We start from the raw sequence: 17,487 nt of genomic DNA on the forward strand, positions 1-17,487 counted from the left end.
GCTGCCACAGACCGTTTGTGCGAAACAGGACCATCGCGATGAACATGACAATCTCCGGCCCAGGGAGGCGCAGCCGCCTGATTTTTGCCATTTGCTGCAAGTCCCTCCTGCTTGTTGCCGGCACCGCCACGGGTGGCTGGGCGGCATCTGGTGACGTCAGCAAAGACGGCCGCTCGCAACATGCCGCGCTGCTGCCCGCCGGCAGCGACACCGTCGTCGTGGCGCGCATCGGCAATCTTCCGCTCACCGCCGAAGAATTTCTGTTGAGCTTTGCCTTCGGCCCGGCGTTCGTCAAGCGGCATGACAATCCCCGCGAGCACCATCTCGAGTTGATGGTCAATGAAAAACTGGTGGCGCTCGCCGGCTATGCCCGCGGCCTGGCAGATGATCCGGAAGTCGTGAGCAGGCTGCATGAAATCGAAGGTGATCTGGCCACCGAAGAGCTGTATCGCGATGACATTCTGAGTCAAATTGTCGTTGAACAGGAGGAGCTGGCAGCGGCCATCAAAAAAGAACGCTTGCATCTTGAACTGCAGTGGCTGTTCGCACCGAATCGTACGGCGCTCGCCGACCAGCTCGACCAGCTCTCGCAGGGCGTGCCGTTTGACACGCTTTTTCACCGCCAGCTCAACGACTCGGTGCTCATTGCAAACCGTTCTCTCGCAACCACCCGCTTTCGCCTGGAGGCTTCGAATCCCGAAATGGCAAGTGTCGTGGACACGCTCCCGCCTGGCAGGCCGTCAGCGCCAATCGCAGCTCCGGATGGATTCTATCTCGTGCGGCTCACCAGCGTCTGGACGAATCCGATCCTGACGCAAACGGAGCAGGCCGGGCTGCAACAAGCTGTGCAGCGTGTGCTGCGCCGGCGCCGGGCGGAGGCACTGTCGGAGCGCTACATCAACGACCTGATGCGACAGCAAAATCCCGTCATTGACCGGCAAACGTTCAACCTCCTGCGCGCCCTTCTCGGCAAAACCGTGCTGCCACCGGAAAAATACCACGCCTGGAATCTGAGAGGGAAATTGCTGTCGGAAGCCGGGGCTCTTGATTCACTCGTGATCGACCGTTATCATGGTCAAAGCCTGGTGCGGCTGCGGGACGATGATTTGCTGCTGGGCGAGTTTTGGACCTGGTATCAAAACCGCCGCCCGTACCTGCGCTGCGAGACGGATTCGCCGCAGCGTTTCTTCGTGTCGCTCAAGCAAATGGTCTGGCGCAGCGTGCGGGACAAATTGCTCATCGACCGGGCACGGCAAAGAGGATTGCAGTTCCGGCCCGCGGTTCGCAAACAGAAACAATGGTGGGAGCACAAGCTGGTTTATGCCAAAATGAAGCAGGAAATGCTCGCGACCGTCCACCTCACGGATGAACAAATAAAAGAGTTTTACCGGCAAAACCCCGGCCGCTATCGCGAGCAAAAGGGGCAAATTCCGCCTTATGAGAAAGTGGCGGAAAAAGTGCGCCAGGATTGCTACGCGGCGGAATGTGCGAAAACCCTGTTGCGCACGCTCGAGATTTTGCGAACGCAATACCCGGTGCAGGTCAATCGCGCCGCGCTGGAGGCCCTGCCCGATGGTGCCGCGCCGGACCCCCGAGCCTTTGACCTGATCACTGCGAAGACGGGCGGCATCTTTCCCCGTCCCGCGATCCCCACGATCGATTTCGACTGGAAGCCCCGGCCATGAAGACCCGCATCGGGCTTGTGATGGAAAAATGAACGGCACAAAAAAGCACAGACCGGTGGCGGCGGGATCGCTCACCAGCCTGGTTTTCAAGGCAACGGTCATCAGTCCAAGCGCATTCGGTGCCATGGCGGTGGTTCTGTTGGCCGCCACGCTCTCCGCGCAGCAAATCACCGTCAATCGTATCGAGATGATGCCGAATTTGCCGGCACCGTATGAAATGCGTGATTGGAAACAGGTGGCACTCGGCTATGATTCACTGGTCTTCAATTTTGACCTCAGCGGCCAGTTTTTGCCGCTCATTTGGTGGCAGCACAACACCGTGAATTATCCCAACCACGCCAGTTTTGGATTGCACACGGTGGTGGGCACGACAGCCCCCCGGTCCGCCGAGGCGATCAACGTATTGCCGGCCGTCATCAGTGCCAGCCTGGTGGGCGTTGACAAGAGCAGGCAGAACGGCCAAAATTGGGTGCTGATGTGCGAAGAGTTTTTCAACCGCCGGCCGGAGGAAAATGTATATCTCAATCATCCGGTGGCACAAAGTGGCGATGATTGGTGGTACGCCACCATGCCCAATGTTTTTTTCTATCAGCTTTATGATTTGTACCCCAACACCGGTGATTTTGCCTTTCAGTTCATCTCGGTTGCCACACAATGGTTGACTGCCGTTGAAAAAATGGGCGGCAGCGCCACGCCGTGGCGGGTGCCCTACATGAACTATCGGGGCTGGTCGCTCGCCACCATGACGCCCCACACCGCGGGGGTTGCGCAGCCGGAGGCTGCCGGCGCCATCGCTTGGCTGTTGTACAATGCTTATGTCGAAACAAAAAATGAGCGCTATCGCCTCGGCGCCGAATGGGCTATGGAGTTTTTGAACAACTGGCAGACGAATCCCTCTTATGAGTTGCAACTGCCCTACGGGAGCTATACCGCGGCGCGCATGAATGCCGAACTCGGAACAACCTATGACGTCGTTAAAATGTTCAACTGGTGTTTCGACGTCGGCCCGCTGCGGCAATGGGGTGCCATCGTGGAAAACTGGGGCGGTTATGACTGTCACGGCTTGATCGGGGAAGCGGGCAGCAACGGCTATGCATTCGTGATGAATACCTTCGAACACATCGGCGCGCTGGTGCCGCTGGTGCGTTATGATGACCGCTTTGCCCGCGCCCTCGGCAAGTGGGTGCTGAATGCTGCCCATGCCGCACGCTTGTTTTATCCGAAGTATCTGCCCAATCAAAATCAGGACAGTGAAGAGTGGTCGCAGCAATATGATCCCCGCTCCCTTGTCGCACACGAAGCGCTGCGTGAATTCGCGTTTGGCGCCAGCCCGTATGCCACCGGTGACGCCCTCAGCGGCGGCTGGGGCAGGACGAATTTGGCACTGTATGGATCATCACACGTGGGCATCCTCGGCGGCATCATCGCCCCCACCAATGTCGAAATGATTCTGCAGTTGGATGTTTTGAAAACCGACTACTTTCATGACCGGGCCTATCCGACATTTCTTTACTTCAACCCCCATGATGTCGGGAAGACGGTTGCGCTCGATGTGGGCAGCGGCCGGCATGATCTGTACGATGCGGTCGGCAATAATTTCCTGCAGACCAATGTGAGTGGCAAGACCGCCTTTGCGATTCCCGCAAATACCGCGGTCTTGCTGGTGATCGTTCCCGCCGGCGGCACCGTCACCTATGAGCTCGACAAAATGTTGATCGACGGCGTCGTGGTCGACTACCGTGCCGGTCAAACGGTGTCGAACTATCCTCCCCGCATCAAAAGCCTGGCAGCCCAAAAAACGACGCTGCTCATCGGTGAAAGCACGGCGATTTATTGCACGGGGACAGATCGCGACGGCGGGGAATTATCTCACCTCTGGAAAATGACGGGCGGGACGATCTCCGGCAGCGGCGCACAGATCACCTGGACGGCGCCCGACTCGGCGCGGAATTATATCATTCGATGCCTGGTGGACGATGGCCGCGGCGGCCGGGATTCGGCAAGCGTATCGCTCGAAGTTGTTGCCTCGATCAATCACGCGCCGGAAATTTCCGCGCTTGCCGCGCGTCCCGGGAAAATCGACCTGGGAGCCGCCGCCGAAGTGACCTGCATTGCGCAGGACCCCGATGGCGATACCTTGTCCTTTTTCTGGCGCGCGATAGACGGCACATTGACCGGCAGCGGCCCGGCCGTCACATGGACCGCGCCGATGCGCGAAGGCGATTATTTCATCGTATGCAGGATCAACGACGGCCGCGGCGGGGAGGCCGCGGACAGCATCGCTGTGCGCGTTCGCGACTTCTCACAAGCGCAGACCGGCAGGCTGGTGGCCTATTACCCGTTCAACGGCAATGCCAATGACGAAAGCGGAAACGGGCATCACGGCACGGTGTTTGACGCAAGATTGGTCGCCGATCGCCTCGGTCAGCCTGATCGCGCCTACGCCTTCGACGGTGTCGATGACAATATTCGAATTCCCAACCACCCCGGCCTCAATTTCCAACAGGCGATCACCGTCAGTTTCTGGATGAAGATCGGGCAATTCTATGCGCGCGAAGCTTACCCCCTCTCGCATGGCAATTGGGAAAACCGCTGGAAAATTTCGCTCACGAATGGCGGCGTCCGATGGACCGTCAAAACCGATCATCCCGTCAATGCCGGCATCAAAGACCTGGATTCGAAAACCAAATTCGTCGTGGATAAATGGTATCATCTCACCGCACTTTTCAGCGGCAGGGATTTTGAAATTTATGTGAATGGCGAGCTCGATGCCCTCACCTCCTGGGCTGGCGCCATTTTGCCGACCACAATTGACTTGATGGTCGGGCAGGTTCTCCCCGGCAACCGGAGTTATAATTTCAACGGCGTGATCGATGACATTCGCATCTATAATTACGCGCTCTCCGTGGCGCAGATCCAGGCATTGCATGACGCCGGCACCGCCGTGGGCAGCCGCTCGCAGGATGGTGGGCGCGGGGAAAATGCCCTGCTGCAAAACTACCCCAACCCATTCAATGCGCAAACCATTCTGCGCTATCGACTGCGTGACGCCGGGCAGGTGATCATCAAAATCTATGACCTGCTCGGACAGCAAGTGCGCGTGCTCGAAGAGCGGCAAAAAGCGGCGGGTGGGCACGAGATTGCGTGGGACGGGAAAAATGACCGGGGCTGCCCCCTCCCCGCCGGCGTCTACGTGTCCGAGATGACGGCGGGGAAGTTTGTGGAGAGACGCAAACTGTTGCTGTTGAAATGATCTTCGCTGCGCTTTTGGATGAATGTCGCGGCCCACGGGTGCGCTGCCTCATCGCAACGGGATTCCGTGGGCCGCAGTCCGCTTTGCGCGCGGCATTCCCTGCCGGGGCAGCGGCCGATACAACGAAAAAGCAACCGCATCACATTTAGCCGGCGCCCTTCGTTCATGATCGTTCTCGGATTGCTCGCCCTGCTGTTTGCAGGCGGCTGCCGCAATGAGCCAGCCTCCAACCGTCCGGAGCTGCTCTATTGGTCCGCCAACAATCCCTACGAGCAGGAGGTGGCGCGCGTGGTGGTGCAGGAATGGAACGCATTGCATCCCGCGCTGCGCGTGCATCATCAACCGATTCCGGAGGGCCAGTCCAGTGAGGAGGTGATTCTCGCCGCCATCGCCGGCCGCACCACGCCGGATATCTACTCCAATGCCTGGCCGGGTGACGTCGAGTTTTATGTCCGTGCCAAAGCACTCGTTGCACTCGATCAATTTCCGGATTGTGACAGTGTGCTCAATTCGCGTTGCACACCCGAGGTGGTGGCACAATCGCGCGCGCGTGACGGCAGACTCTACCAGATGCCGTGGAAAACCAATCCCATCATGATGATGTACAACCCCGGGTTGTTTCGGCAAATCGGCTTTGACCGGCCGCCCGCCACCTATTCCGGGTATCTTGCCGCCGCCGCGAAGCTGCACGACAGTCTCTCATGCTGGATCGGCATGAGTGACATCCGGGTCCTGTGGTGGCAGCGCTTTTTTGATTTTTATCCCTTGTATCTTGCCGCCAGTGGTGGCAGGACTCTGGTCTCCGGTGACAGCGTGCTGTTTGAAAATGCCGGCGCCATTGCCGCGATGAGTTTTTTGCAAACCCTGTTTCGCCGGGGCTATTTTCCCCGGCAAAAGATGTCCGCCACTGGTGATTTCTTTCTTCGGGGAAGGGTGGCGACGCGCTTCACCGGACCGTGGGAAATCAGCCATGCGGAAAAATACAAACCGGCGGGTTTCGAGTATGATTTCGCGCCCATACCGGTGCCGGACGGTCACCGCGGGCCGGTTTATACCTTCGGCGATTTGAAGAACATCGTCATCTTCTCCACCTGCCGGCGGCCGCGCGCGGCATGGGAATTTGTCAAGTTCATGGTGTCGCGCCGCAATGATTTGCGCCTGCTGGAAACCGCCAGCCAGTTGCCCCTGCGCAAAAACATGCTCAACGATGCGCTGTTTGCCGGTTATTTCGCCGCTAACCCGCGCATGATTGCCTTTGCGCAACAGGCCGAATACGTGCGCGGTGTCGACCAATCGCCGGGGATGAAGGAAGTCTTCGATGCGATATCGCAGGAATACGAGGCGGCTGTCGTGTACGCCGCCAAATCGCCGGCAGCGGCGGTGCGCGATGCCGCAAAACGGGTGCGGTTGATTTTGGAATGAGGTTCGCAAATGCCCTGGCGGGGCCACATGCTTTGTCGGCTGCGCCATCCCCCAATTTCTCAGGAGCAGCGGCGCCTGCAGACGCGTCTGCAAACAGCAACCATGCACTCTCGCAATTACATCGGTTATTTGTTTGTCACCCCCTACGCCCTGCATTTCGCCATTTTCATCGGCTTCCCCCTGGTGTTCTCGCTGGTGCTGCTCTTTCACCGTTGGGACATCATCGCACCGATGGTGTGGGTGGGAGGGGACAATTTTGCCAGACTCGTGCACGACCATCTGTTCTGGCAGGCAATGTTGAACACCGCCAGTTTTCTGCTGCTGCACATTCCGCTGCAAATCGTCGTGGCACTGTTTCTCGCCCTGCAATTGAATCAGCGTTTCAAGCTCAGGGGATTCTTCCGTGCCGCTTTTTTTCTGCCGGTGGTGGTGAGCGGCGTGGTTGTCGCAATTCTGTGGGATCAGCTTTACGCGCAGGACTCCGGTGTCCTCAACGCCCTGCTCGCACAAATCGGGCTGCCCAAAGTCGGCTGGCTGACCGACCCGAACCTGGCCATGCCCGCGATTGCCCTCATGGCCACGTGGAAGAACGTCGGTCTTTACATCGTGCTTTTTCTGGTTGGCCTGCAAAGCGTGCCGCCGCAACTGTACGAAGCCGCCGAACTTGACGGCGCCGGCGCCTGGCAGAAATTCCGGCGTGTCACCCTGCCTCTGCTGAATCCCACGATCTTCATGATCGTCATTCTCTCCACCATTGGCGGCTTTTCCCTCTTCATCGAGCCCTACGTCATGACCGGCGGCGGACCGATGAACCGCACGCTGTCGGCGATGCTTTACATCTACAAACAAGGCTTCTTTTTTTATCACATGGGCTATGCCGCCACGCTGGGGTTCGCGTTTGCGATGATTGTGCTGATGGTGGTGCTGCTGCAGCAACGGCTGGTTGAGCGGGAATGAAACCCACAACGCATGGAGCAAAACAACGGTCAAAGGCGGCCGGCGGTTTTTCCATCCGTGACCGCTTTGATCCGCTGGAATCATTTACCGGAAAGACAGCGCGATGCACAAAATCCTGCGGTACTTTGTCCTGAGTCTCGCCGCCCTGGTTTTCATCTATCCCTTTTTGTGGATGCTCTCCGCCACGCTGCGGCCGGAAAACGAGATCGGCGGGCTCACGCTGTTGCCGTCACAATGGACACTGGCGAACTACGCTGCAGTTTTCCAGAAAATCCCCCTGCTGCGCGCCCTTGCCAACAGCCTGTTGGTGTCGCTTGCGGTGGTGGCGAGCGTGCTGGTGTTCGGATCGATGACCGGCTTCGCACTTGCCCGCTTGCATTTTCGCGGCCGGAGCCTGATCTTTCTGCTGGTGTTGCTCACCATGATTTTGCCCGTGCAGTTGACCCTCATTCCGTTGTACATTCTCATGGTGAAGTTTGGCTGGCTGGATACTTACCTTGCACTCATCGTGCCGCATGGCATCAATGCCCTGGGCGTGTTGATGTTTCGCCAGGCCTTCAAAGCCATTCCCCAGGATGTGATCGATGCGGCCCGCCTCGATGGTGCCGGCGAGTTCGGTATTCTCTTTCGCATCTTCTGGCCGCTCTCGCTGCCGACCCTGATCACGGTTGCCATCTTGACGTTCATGGGAATCTGGAACGAAGTGTTGTGGCCGATGTTGACGATTCGCAAGAGCGAGCTGATGGTCATGCCGCAGCTTGTGGCGTTGTTCGTTACGGGCGGCGCCGCCGAGAGCCAGCTCGGTGTGCAGTTGGCCGCGGCGACTCTGCTGGCTTTGCCGATCGTGATTGCATATGCGTTTTTTCAAAAGTATTTCATTGCAAGCCTGGCGGCCACGGGATTGAAGGAATAACCCAATATGTCCGTGGGAAATTTTTCAACGCAAAAATGCCGCCCGCATGGGTGCCAGGGCGCACAGCCTCCCCAAAGGCCATGCCCGCGGGGTTTTTCTTGGCGGGATCTCCGCGACTTTGCCTTTGTGGCTGCAACCGTTTTCCCGGTGCTGGCCGCTGCGCTGGGCGCGTGCACACCACAGCAAACCCCGCAGCCGCGGCTCGCCAACCTGTCACATTTGAATTCGCTTTATGAAGACATCAAAATTGACGGCCGGCCGATGGCGATCATCCACATCTATTCGGAATATCCCGACTATCAATGGGTCGATGACAGCGACGAGGGCATCGCCTGTGTCGATGACGCCGCACGCGCGGCTGTGGTCTACCTGCGGCATTTCGAATTGACCGGTGACAGCGCGAACCTGCGCCGCTGCCGCAGCCTGATCGAGTTTTGTCGCTACATGCAGGCCGACGACGGCCTGTTTTACAATTTCATTTTTCCCGATCATGCCATCAATCGCGACGGTCCGACGAGCCGCAAGAGCCTGGGCTGGTGGACGGCCCGCGGGGTGTGGGCACTGGCAGAAGGCTATCGCATTTTTCGCGACCGCGATCCGGCCTACGCCGGGTTGCTGCAGCAGCACCTGCACAAAACGTTCGGGCATCTCGACACGCTGCTGCAACGCCATCCCACCATCGACACCATCAAGGGCTTCCCTGCGCCGCGCTGGTTGCTGCACAACGCCGCGGGCGACGCCACCTCCGAGCTGGTTCTCGGTTTGGCCGCCTATTATCGCGCCACGGCCGAGCCGCGGGTCAAAGCTTATCTGGAGAAATTCGGGGAAGCCTTTGTGGCCATGCAGGCTGGCGACCGGAACCATTTCCCCTTCGGTGCGATCCTTTCGTGGCAGAATGTCTGGCACGGCTGGGCCAATGGCCAGACGCAGGCCCTGGCAACGATCGCCGCGCTGCTGCAGCGGGAGGATTTCCTCGCTGCGGCAAGACGGGAAGCCGAGTTCTTCTACCCGTATTTGCAGCAGCAAGGTTTTCCGCGGGAAATGGAATTCCGCCGTGACGGCAACCGGGTGCACGCCGTGAAAATCGACCGCTTTCCACAAATCGCCTACGCTCTGCGCCCGATGATCGTGGGCGCGCTGCGTGTCGCGGAAAGCACGGGTGATCCGCGTTTCGCGGTGCGCGCGGCAGAGCTGGCGCAATGGTTTTTTGGGGAGAACGCCGCCGGGGCACACATGTATGATCCGCCAACCGGACGCGGTTTCGACGGCATTCTCTCGGAAAAAGACATCAACCGCAACGCCGGCGCCGAATCAACCATCGAAGCATTGTACACCATGCTCGAACTCGAAGCCAATCCGGTGGCACGTCGAAAACTGTGGGAAAGAAGCGCAGCGCGCCAGCCGCCCGCCGCTGCGCAGAAGCACACCGGCAGGGCAGCACCAGGGAAGATGCTCTGAACGAGTGCCCTCCCGGCCAAGTGTTTTGAAGGCACCATTCATTTTGGAGGAGCGAAGGAAGATGTTCAAACTGCAGCGTGTTGGCAACGCCGTTCTCGAACCGATCCCGGAAAACGCCTGGGAATCACAGGCCGTATTCAATCCCGCGGCCATTCGGGAAGGCGAGCATGTGATCCTGATCTATCGCGCGGTCGAGGGTGACAACTATTCGACGCTGGGCTACGCCAAACTCGAGCGCAACGGCAGGGTGGTGGAACGCTGGCCGCAACCGGTTCTGCGCCGCGAGGCGGCGTACGAGCAACGCGGTGTCGAAGATCCCCGTCTGGCCAGGTTTGACGGGCGCTATTATCTGGTCTATGTCGCCTACGACAGCGTCAACGTGCGTGTCTGCCTGGCGTCCACCACCGATTTCAAGAACATTCAGAAACACGGCATCATCATTCCCGATCTGTGGGACAAGGATGCCATGCTCTTTCCGGAACTGGTGGCAGGCAAATTGATTCTGATGCACCGCCTGGAACCGAATATTCAACTCGCTTTTTTCAGCGACCTGGAGCATCTGCTACGGCCGGAAAAGGATTACTGGCAGAAGCATGTGGCGGCACTGGACCACTACACCGTCATGCGGCCAGCGTTTTGGTGGGAGGCCAAAAAGATCGGCGGCGGTGCCCCGCCCATTGCGACACCGGAGGGATGGCTGGTGATTTATCATGGCGTGGATGACAAACTGGTGTATCGCGCCGGTGCCGCCTTGCTGGATTATGAAAATCCCCTGCGCGTCATCGCGCGCTTCCCCGATCCCATCCTTGAACCGGAACGCCCGTTCGAAAAGATCGGGGACGTCCCCAATGTGGTTTTTCCAACCGGTACCGCACTCTTCGGCGAGGAATTACTGGTCTATTACGGCGGCGCGGACAAGGCCATTGGCATGGCCAGGGCCAGCCTGGAAGAGTTGCTGCATGAACTGAGACGTTTCAGGCTGTGAGTCGCGCAGAAAAACTGCCGTTGTTTTAATCATCCCCGCCGTGAGCGTATCTTGCGAGATGCCGGGAGGCCGTGAGGGTCACCGCATGGCATGCCCGGCAGGATTGTCGGGTCTGACAACCATGCCGGCAAGTCTGCCCATTATAATGAAATGATGGACATGAACACGATCACTCTGAATGGTGTTTGGGAGTTGCAGCCCGATTGGCATTCGCCGCGAATCAGCCAATTGCCCGGCGGACTTTTCACAAAAGAGGAATGGCTGCCGGCAGTGGTGCCCGGAACAGTGCACACGGATTTGCTTGCCGCCGGCAAGATTCCGAATCCATTTTATCGCGACGAGGAGGAGCGCGTGCTGTGGATCGCGGAAATCGGCTGGCGCTACCGGCGCTCGTTTCATATGCCGGCAGAATTCCTCCGGCAGACTGCGGTCCAACTCGTGGCAAATGGGCTGGATAGCTTCGCCGCGATTTTTCTCAACGGCCGGCTGGTGGCCGAAACCGCCAACATGTTCATCGCGCATCGCTTTGAGGTGAAGTCGTTGCTGCAGGCCGGTGGGAATGAAATCGAAATCCGCTTCGCTTCGCCCATGCAGCGGGCGCAGGCGCTGGAGGCGCAGCATGGCAGACTGCCGGTGGCACTGGAGAGTTATCGCGTTTATGCTCGCAAGGCGCAATACTCCTTCGGTTGGGATTGGGGGCCGAAGCTGGCAACCAGCGGCATCTGGCGGCCGATTCAACTCGAGGGCCACCGGCATTTGCGCCTCGACCATCTCTTTGCCGAAGTCCAGCTTGATTCCAGTTTGCAGCACGCCTGTGTGCTGGCCAAAATCGCGATTGAAAAATTCACCCCCCACCCTGCAGAATTGGAAGTGGAAGTTTCCGGCCCGGATTTTCACGCCCGCCGTCAAATCCGCACGGCCGAGAGCAGCCTGGTCCTGGCGTTTGCAATCGAGCAGCCGCGTTTGTGGTGGCCTGCCGGCTGCGGCGGACAGCCACTGTATGAATTGCATGTGTGTGCGCGCGTCGCAGGCGAAATCGAAGATGAGCAGACCGTCCGTTTTGGCATCCGCCGGCTCGAGCTGGTGCGCGAGCCGGATGCCGGCGGCGAGTCTTTCCTGTTTCGAGTCAACAACGTCCCTGTCTTTTGCAAGGGCGCCGACTGGATCCCTGCCGACTCGTTCATTCCACGCATTGCAGAGGAGAAATACCACACCCTGCTGAACCTGGCACGTGCCGCCCACATGAACATGCTGCGCGTTTGGGGCGGCGGGATTTACGAGCAGCAGATTTTTTATGATCTCTGCGACGAGCTGGGCCTGATGGTGTGGCAGGATTTCATGTTCGCCTGCGGTGGTTATCCGGACCATCCGGAATTTGTCGACAATGTGCGGCGGGAAGTTGCGGCGGTCATCAGGCAACTGCGCAACCATCCCTGTATCGTTCTGTGGTGTGGCAACAACGAGAATGAATGGCTCTGGCACATGGACACCCGGCGCTCGTATCGTGAGATGCCGGGCGTGTCCCTCTTCGAAAAAATCATCCCGGAGATTTGCGCCAGTCATGATCCCACCCGGCCTTACTGGCAAAGCTCGCCTTTTGGTGGGGAGGATCCCAACTCCGAACAGCAAGGCGACCGCCATCAGTGGACGATCTGGAGCAACTGGGCGGATCCGGCTGCGGTGGCTGGCGACCGTGGCCGCTTTCTCTCGGAGTTTGGGTTTCAGGCACCGGCGGCGTTGTCGACCTGGCGAAAGTATCTCGCCGCCGAAGCTCTCTGGCCGCAAAGTCCGGTGTTCGAGCACCACAACAAGCAGGTGGAGGGCCCGGAACGGCTTTTTCGCTTTCTTGCGGGCCATTGCAAAATGCCGCACGACTTCGAGGATTTTGTCTTCAAGACACAAATCATCCAGGCCGAGGCATTGAAGACCATGGTGGAACACTGGCGCCGCGAGAAATTTCACACCGCCGGCACGTTGTTTTGGCAACTGAATGATTGCTGGCCGGCAGCGAGTTGGGCGGTGATCGACAGCGAGCTGCAGCCCAAAGCCGCCTATTGGTATGCGCGCCGCTTCTTTGCGCCGGTGCTGGTGAGCTTCAAACCCGCCGGCCGCGGCGTTGAAGTCTGGGCAACCAATGACACGCTCGCGGCCCTCAGGGCCGAATTCGAGATGGAGCTTCTCGATTTTTCCGGGCAAGTATATTGGGCGCGTCGGGAATCCGTGTTGCTACCGGCGAATTTTTCGCTGCGGCTGGCGGCGCCGGCAGTCGCGGAATTGTTGCAGATCGATCCGCACCGGCAATATCTGCGTGCGCGGCTCCGGCAAAACGGGCGTCTACTGGCCGAGAACCGCCATTTCTTTTGCCGTCACAAGCATCTGCACCTGCAACCGCCTCATCTGGCGTGGCAGCTCACCAAAATCGCGGAACAGGAATGGGAGGTGCGGGTCACCTCCGATGGTTTCGTCAAGAATCTTGCACTGCTGGAACCGCCTGCCGGACTCACGCTCCGGGAGAATTATCTCGATCTCGATGCCAACTGCGAAACAGTCATCGCTGTGGTGCATCGCGCTGTAATGACGGGACTCGCTGTCGCGGAATTGCCCTGGAAGTGGCTCCGGTAGCACGGCCGAGTCGGTTTGCGGCAGGTGTTTGGCGGTGGGAGGCGGATCATGTGGAGCAAGGATGGTTGCATTTGGCTGCGCGCGGCTGCGGTGCCGGCCGCGCGGGGCGGAAGCCGCGAGCCGACGGTGTGATCGCAAAATGGCACTGGTTTTTTATAAAGCAATTTTTCATGGTTCAAGCGCAATCTTCCCATCGTGCCCGATGCAAAGCTTTCGCACCATAATTGTCGATGACGAGTGGCTGGTGCGCGCGGAGCTGAAAATGATGCTGGCTGATCATCCGGAGATTGTGGTGATCGGCGAGGCCGGCAGCGTCGCGCAGGCCGTTGCTTTGATGGAGAACAGTCCCCCCGACGTCATCTTCCTCGACATCCAGTTGCCGGGCGCTTCGGGCTTCGATTTGCTCGACCAAGTCGAGACCTCCGCGCGCATCATTTTCGTCACCGCATATGACAAGTACGCGCTGCGCGCCTTCGAAGTCAACGCGCTCGATTACCTGCTGAAACCGATCAGCAGGGAGCGGCTGGCGAAGGCCATCAAGAAGCTGGGTTCGAATGAGCCGGCACCGCCGCAGCCAGGCAAACGCGCCGCCTATGACGACGTCCTTTACGTGATCGTCAACGGCGCGCTGAAATTCATCAAACTGCCGTTGTTGAAGTGCATCACTGCCGAGGGCAATTATTCCTGGATTTATTATGCCGACAAGCCGCGCGCACTGGTCTCAAAGACCCTGCAGGAGTGGGATGAACTGCTGCCGGAAAAACATTTCGTGCGGATTCACCGCTCCGCCATTGTGAATTTCGACTATGTGGAACAGGTGAAGAAATGCCGGAACTACACCCAGGAGGTTTTCATCCAGGGCCTGCCCAAACCATTCATTATGAGCCGGCGCTATGCCTCCAGGCTCAAGCATCTGCTGCCGATTTGATGCCCGCCGGAGCCGCAGGAGGCCCGCCTCCGCTGCCGCCGCAGTCCTCCGACCTTCTCGCGCGCATGCCCCGCGGCAGCGCGATCACCGTTTCTTGTATCGCCACCCTTTCCGCCACCTGCTTGCGGGGTTGTTCAAACGGATGATGGCGAGTTGCTCTCCCGGCGCAGCGCCGCCGTGGCGTTTGGCTTTGGCACCAGGCGCCTCATCCCTTTGCGGCTGTCGTCCGTCTGATATTGAATTCTGATTTTGCAATGCACCCAGCCGTTTTCTTCATAGAGTTGCAAACTGTAGCTGCTGTCAAACATGATGGCCAGTCTTTGCCGGAGATTGTCCAGCGAAGTGCCATGCACTTGCTCGTGTTCCTCGTGGCGGGCGCGCGGCAGCAATTTGCCGGTGTTGGACACGTCGATCGACAGCGTGGCCTCCTGCCGGGTGATTGAGATCACCACCCGCAGCGGCAGCGTGCTGGTTTGCATGCCGTACTTGATGGCGTTTTCCACCAGCGGCTGAAACAGGAACGCCGGCACCTTGCAGGGACGCGCCGTCTCGTCGATGGCAAACGTGACGTGCAACGATTCGCCAAAGCGGATTTTTTCCAGGTGCAAGTAATTGTCAACCGCTTTGATTTCCTCGTCGAGCGAGGCCGTGACCTTGTTGAAATTGAGCAGGGTGTAGCGGAAAAATTCCGATAATTCGGTGATCATCTGCCAGGCGCGTTCCCGGTCGAGCAGAATCATCGAGCGGATGGAATTGTGGGCGTTGAAGAGGAAATGCGGGTTCATCTGATAGCGCAGCAGTTTCAACTGTGCGAGATTGGCGAGTGAAAGGGCGTGCAGGGCGTCCCTCTTCTGCCTCTGGTAATCATGAACATGCTTGATGATCAGCAGCACCAGCGCGAGCACCATGGCCTTGAACCACCACGTTTGCCAGAACGGCGGGGTGATCGTCACCCGCAGCGCGGCACCCTGCTCGTTCCACACACCATCATTGTTTGCCGCTTTGACGCGAAACGTGTAAGTGCCGGGGTTGAGGTTGGTGTAGGTGGCAAAGCGCCGGTTCCCCACCATGTTCCAGTCAGCATCGAAGCCCTCCATCTTGTAGGCGTATTGGTTCTGGGCGCTGATGGCATAATTCAGCGCGGCAAATTCGAACGAAAAGACCGAGTGGCGGTGTGACAGGGTGATGGCCTGGGTCGTTGTGATGGATTGCTGCAGAATGCCGTCCGGCCCGCCGGCCTCCACCGGTTTGTTGAAGATGTTCAGGCGCGTGATCACCACCGGCGGCACATAGGTGTTCTCCCGGATCTTCTCGGGAAAGAAGGCGGTGACACCGTTGATGCCGCCGAAGAACATTTCCCCGCTGCGGGTTTGCAGATAGGCATCATAGCAGAATTGATCGCTCTGCAGGCCGCTGGCATGATAGTAGGTTTTGAAGACGCCGGTTTGCGGATTGAATTTGACCAGGCCGTTGGTTGTGCTCAACCAGAGATGGCGCTCCCGGTCCTGCAGAATGCCGTAAATGACATTGCTGGGCAGACCGTCCTGCATGGTGTAGGCCTGGAAGCTTTCGTCCCTGCGATTGAAGTAATACAGGCCGCCGCCGGTGGTGCCGATCCAAAAGTTGCCGCTGTCCTCTTCGAAAATCGGGCGAATCTCGATGGTGATGATATTTTGGATGGGCAGTTGATACTGTTTGAATGTCCGCGTGGCGCCGTTCCAGCAGCCCAGACGGCCGCGGTTGGAGCCGATCCAAATGTTGCCCTGGCGGTCCTGCATGAGCGCACTGATCATGCGATAGCCGGGAATGCCGAACTCGTGGAAAAAATGCCGGAAGCGGCCAGTTTTGTGGTCACGAATATCCAGGCCGTTTTCGAACGTCCCCACCCACAAATCGCCATGCTGATCCAGCAGCATGGCCATGACATCGTTATCCGCCAGGCTGGTGAAATCCCCGGGCCGGTGTTGAAAGTGAATAAAACGCTTCGTGCGGCGGTCGAAGTAATTCAGCCCGCCATGAAACGTGCCGACCCAAAGATTGCCGTCCTTGTCTTCGATGATGGCCTTGATGTTGTTGACGCTCAGGCTGTGGGGATTGCGGGGGTCGTGCCTGTAGTAGGTGAACAAGCCCGATTTGCGGTCGAGGTGATTCAGCCCGCCCTCCTCCGTGCCAAACCAGAGATCGCCGGCGCGATCCTCCAAAATGGCGTACACCACTTTGTTGTTCAGAAAACGGCGGTCATTGGCCCTGGCCTGATAATGCACAAACCCGGCAATATTGGTGTTGATGAAATTCAGCCCATCGCGCGTCCCCACCCAGAAGTCGCCTTTGGCGTCCTGCAACAGGCATTGCACGGAATTGTGGCTCAGGCTGTAGGGATCGTTGGGATCGTGCTGGTAATGTATAAACCGCTGCGTCACCAGGTCAAACTTGTGCAACCCGCTGCGGTTGCCGACCCAAAGATGATTCTCATCCGCGGTCAGCAAGGCGCGAATGGTGTTGCTCTCGGAATGATCTTTTTGCGGAAAGAAGCGGCGGAAGGTCAGGCGCTCTCGATCCAGCAAATTGAGGCCTCCGAACGTCGTGCCGATCCACAGATTGCCCTGCGCATCCTCGTGAATCGAGCGGACATCGTTGTCGCCCAGGCTGGCGGGGTTGTTGGGGTCGTTTGCAAAGCAGGTGAACTGCCGGCGCTCACGGTCAAACAACCACAGCCCATGATTTTGTGAGCCCACCCACAAATTCCCCCGCCGGTCCTCATAAATGACATTGACGACCTTTTCACGTGGCGGCAAATGCGTGAGAGCGGCGGGTACGAAATTGCTCACGCGGCCCTGCACGAAATCGAAGAGATCCAGCCCGTTGCTCGTGCCCAGCCACAAGTTGCCCTGCCGGTCTTCCAGGATGGCATTGACATCCTGGCCGCTGATTCTAATGGGGGAGGAAGAATCCGGCGTGAAATGCCGAAAGGTGTTGCTGTCGCGATCCAACAGATTCAGACCCCCGCCCTCGGTCCCAATCCACAAACGGCCCCTGCTGTCCTCCATTACCATGCGCACGAGCTGCGCCGACAACCCCTGTGTCTTGTTGGGCTGCCAGCGATAGACGGTGAATTCATAGCCGTCGAACTTGTTCAAACCGTCATTGGTCCCCACCCACAAAAAGCCGCGCCGGTCCTGAAAAATGCTGTTGACCTTGCTGTGGGACAGCCCATCCTTGATGGAGAAACACACGAATTTGAGATCATTTTCCCGGGCGGAAAGC

Annotated in this window: 10 protein-coding genes; 9 read left to right on the forward strand and 1 reads right to left on the reverse strand. The window is 58.5% G+C overall.

The annotated features are described in order from the left end of the window. Positions 1-38 precede the first annotated feature (38 nt). From ONB52_17190 to ONB52_17230, 9 genes are all read left to right on the forward strand, one after another. Positions 39-1,685 (forward strand): peptidylprolyl isomerase, encoded by a 1,647-nt coding sequence (locus tag ONB52_17190; GenBank protein MDZ7417871.1) that lies wholly within the window; start codon positions 39-41, stop codon positions 1,683-1,685. Between the two features lie 28 nt (positions 1,686-1,713). Further along, on the forward strand, positions 1,714-4,938 hold the full coding sequence (locus ONB52_17195) for a T9SS type A sorting domain-containing protein (protein ID MDZ7417872.1): 3,225 nt from the start codon (positions 1,714-1,716) through the stop codon (positions 4,936-4,938). A gap of 165 nt (positions 4,939-5,103) precedes the next feature. Then, on the forward strand, positions 5,104-6,360 hold the full coding sequence (locus ONB52_17200) for an extracellular solute-binding protein (GenBank protein MDZ7417873.1): 1,257 nt from the start codon (positions 5,104-5,106) through the stop codon (positions 6,358-6,360). A gap of 102 nt (positions 6,361-6,462) precedes the next feature. Further along, a complete protein-coding gene (locus ONB52_17205) occupies positions 6,463-7,317 on the forward strand; it encodes a sugar ABC transporter permease (GenBank protein ID MDZ7417874.1) in 855 nt (284 codons plus the stop codon). Positions 7,318-7,420: 103 nt separating this feature from the next. Continuing rightward, positions 7,421-8,230 (forward strand): carbohydrate ABC transporter permease, encoded by an 810-nt coding sequence (locus ONB52_17210; protein ID MDZ7417875.1) that lies wholly within the window; start codon positions 7,421-7,423, stop codon positions 8,228-8,230. Positions 8,231-8,356: 126 nt separating this feature from the next. Then, positions 8,357-9,688 carry a glycoside hydrolase family 9 protein gene (locus tag ONB52_17215; GenBank protein MDZ7417876.1) on the forward strand — a complete coding sequence of 444 codons (1,332 nt, stop codon included), beginning with the start codon at positions 8,357-8,359 and terminating at the stop codon, positions 9,686-9,688. 61 nt (positions 9,689-9,749) lie between these two features. After that, entirely contained in the window at positions 9,750-10,673 is a 924-nt protein-coding gene (locus ONB52_17220; protein MDZ7417877.1) for a glycosidase, read from the forward strand. A 159-nt stretch (positions 10,674-10,832) separates the two neighbouring features. Next, complete coding sequence (locus ONB52_17225) at positions 10,833-13,295, forward strand: glycoside hydrolase family 2 protein (GenBank protein MDZ7417878.1); 2,463 nt, start codon at positions 10,833-10,835, stop codon at positions 13,293-13,295. 202 nt (positions 13,296-13,497) lie between these two features. After that, entirely contained in the window at positions 13,498-14,223 is a 726-nt protein-coding gene (locus ONB52_17230; GenBank protein MDZ7417879.1) for a LytTR family DNA-binding domain-containing protein, read from the forward strand. 134 nt (positions 14,224-14,357) lie between these two features. Here the strand turns inward: ONB52_17230 and ONB52_17235 are convergent, their stop codons facing one another. Further along, positions 14,358-17,456 (reverse strand): histidine kinase, encoded by a 3,099-nt coding sequence (locus tag ONB52_17235; protein ID MDZ7417880.1) that lies wholly within the window; start codon positions 17,454-17,456, stop codon positions 14,358-14,360. Between the last annotated feature and the right edge of the window lie 31 nt (positions 17,457-17,487).

The organism is candidate division KSB1 bacterium (assembly GCA_034506255.1).
GTDB classification, from domain to species: Bacteria; Zhuqueibacterota; Zhuqueibacteria; order Zhuqueibacterales; family Zhuqueibacteraceae; genus Coneutiohabitans; species Coneutiohabitans thermophilus.

Excerpts from the sequence above, each read along its gene's own strand:
- ONB52_17190 (MDZ7417871.1), top strand. The coding sequence starts at position 39 with ATGAACATGACAATCTCCGGCCCAGGGAGGCGCAGCCGCCTGATTTTT.
- ONB52_17195 (MDZ7417872.1), top strand. The coding sequence starts at position 1,714 with ATGAACGGCACAAAAAAGCACAGACCGGTGGCGGCGGGATCGCTCACC.
- ONB52_17200 (MDZ7417873.1), top strand. The coding sequence starts at position 5,104 with ATGATCGTTCTCGGATTGCTCGCCCTGCTGTTTGCAGGCGGCTGCCGC.
- ONB52_17205 (MDZ7417874.1), top strand. The coding sequence starts at position 6,463 with ATGCACTCTCGCAATTACATCGGTTATTTGTTTGTCACCCCCTACGCC.
- ONB52_17210 (MDZ7417875.1), top strand. The coding sequence starts at position 7,421 with ATGCACAAAATCCTGCGGTACTTTGTCCTGAGTCTCGCCGCCCTGGTT.
- ONB52_17220 (MDZ7417877.1), top strand. The coding sequence starts at position 9,750 with ATGTTCAAACTGCAGCGTGTTGGCAACGCCGTTCTCGAACCGATCCCG.
- ONB52_17225 (MDZ7417878.1), top strand. The coding sequence starts at position 10,833 with ATGAACACGATCACTCTGAATGGTGTTTGGGAGTTGCAGCCCGATTGG.
- ONB52_17230 (MDZ7417879.1), top strand. The coding sequence starts at position 13,498 with ATGCAAAGCTTTCGCACCATAATTGTCGATGACGAGTGGCTGGTGCGC.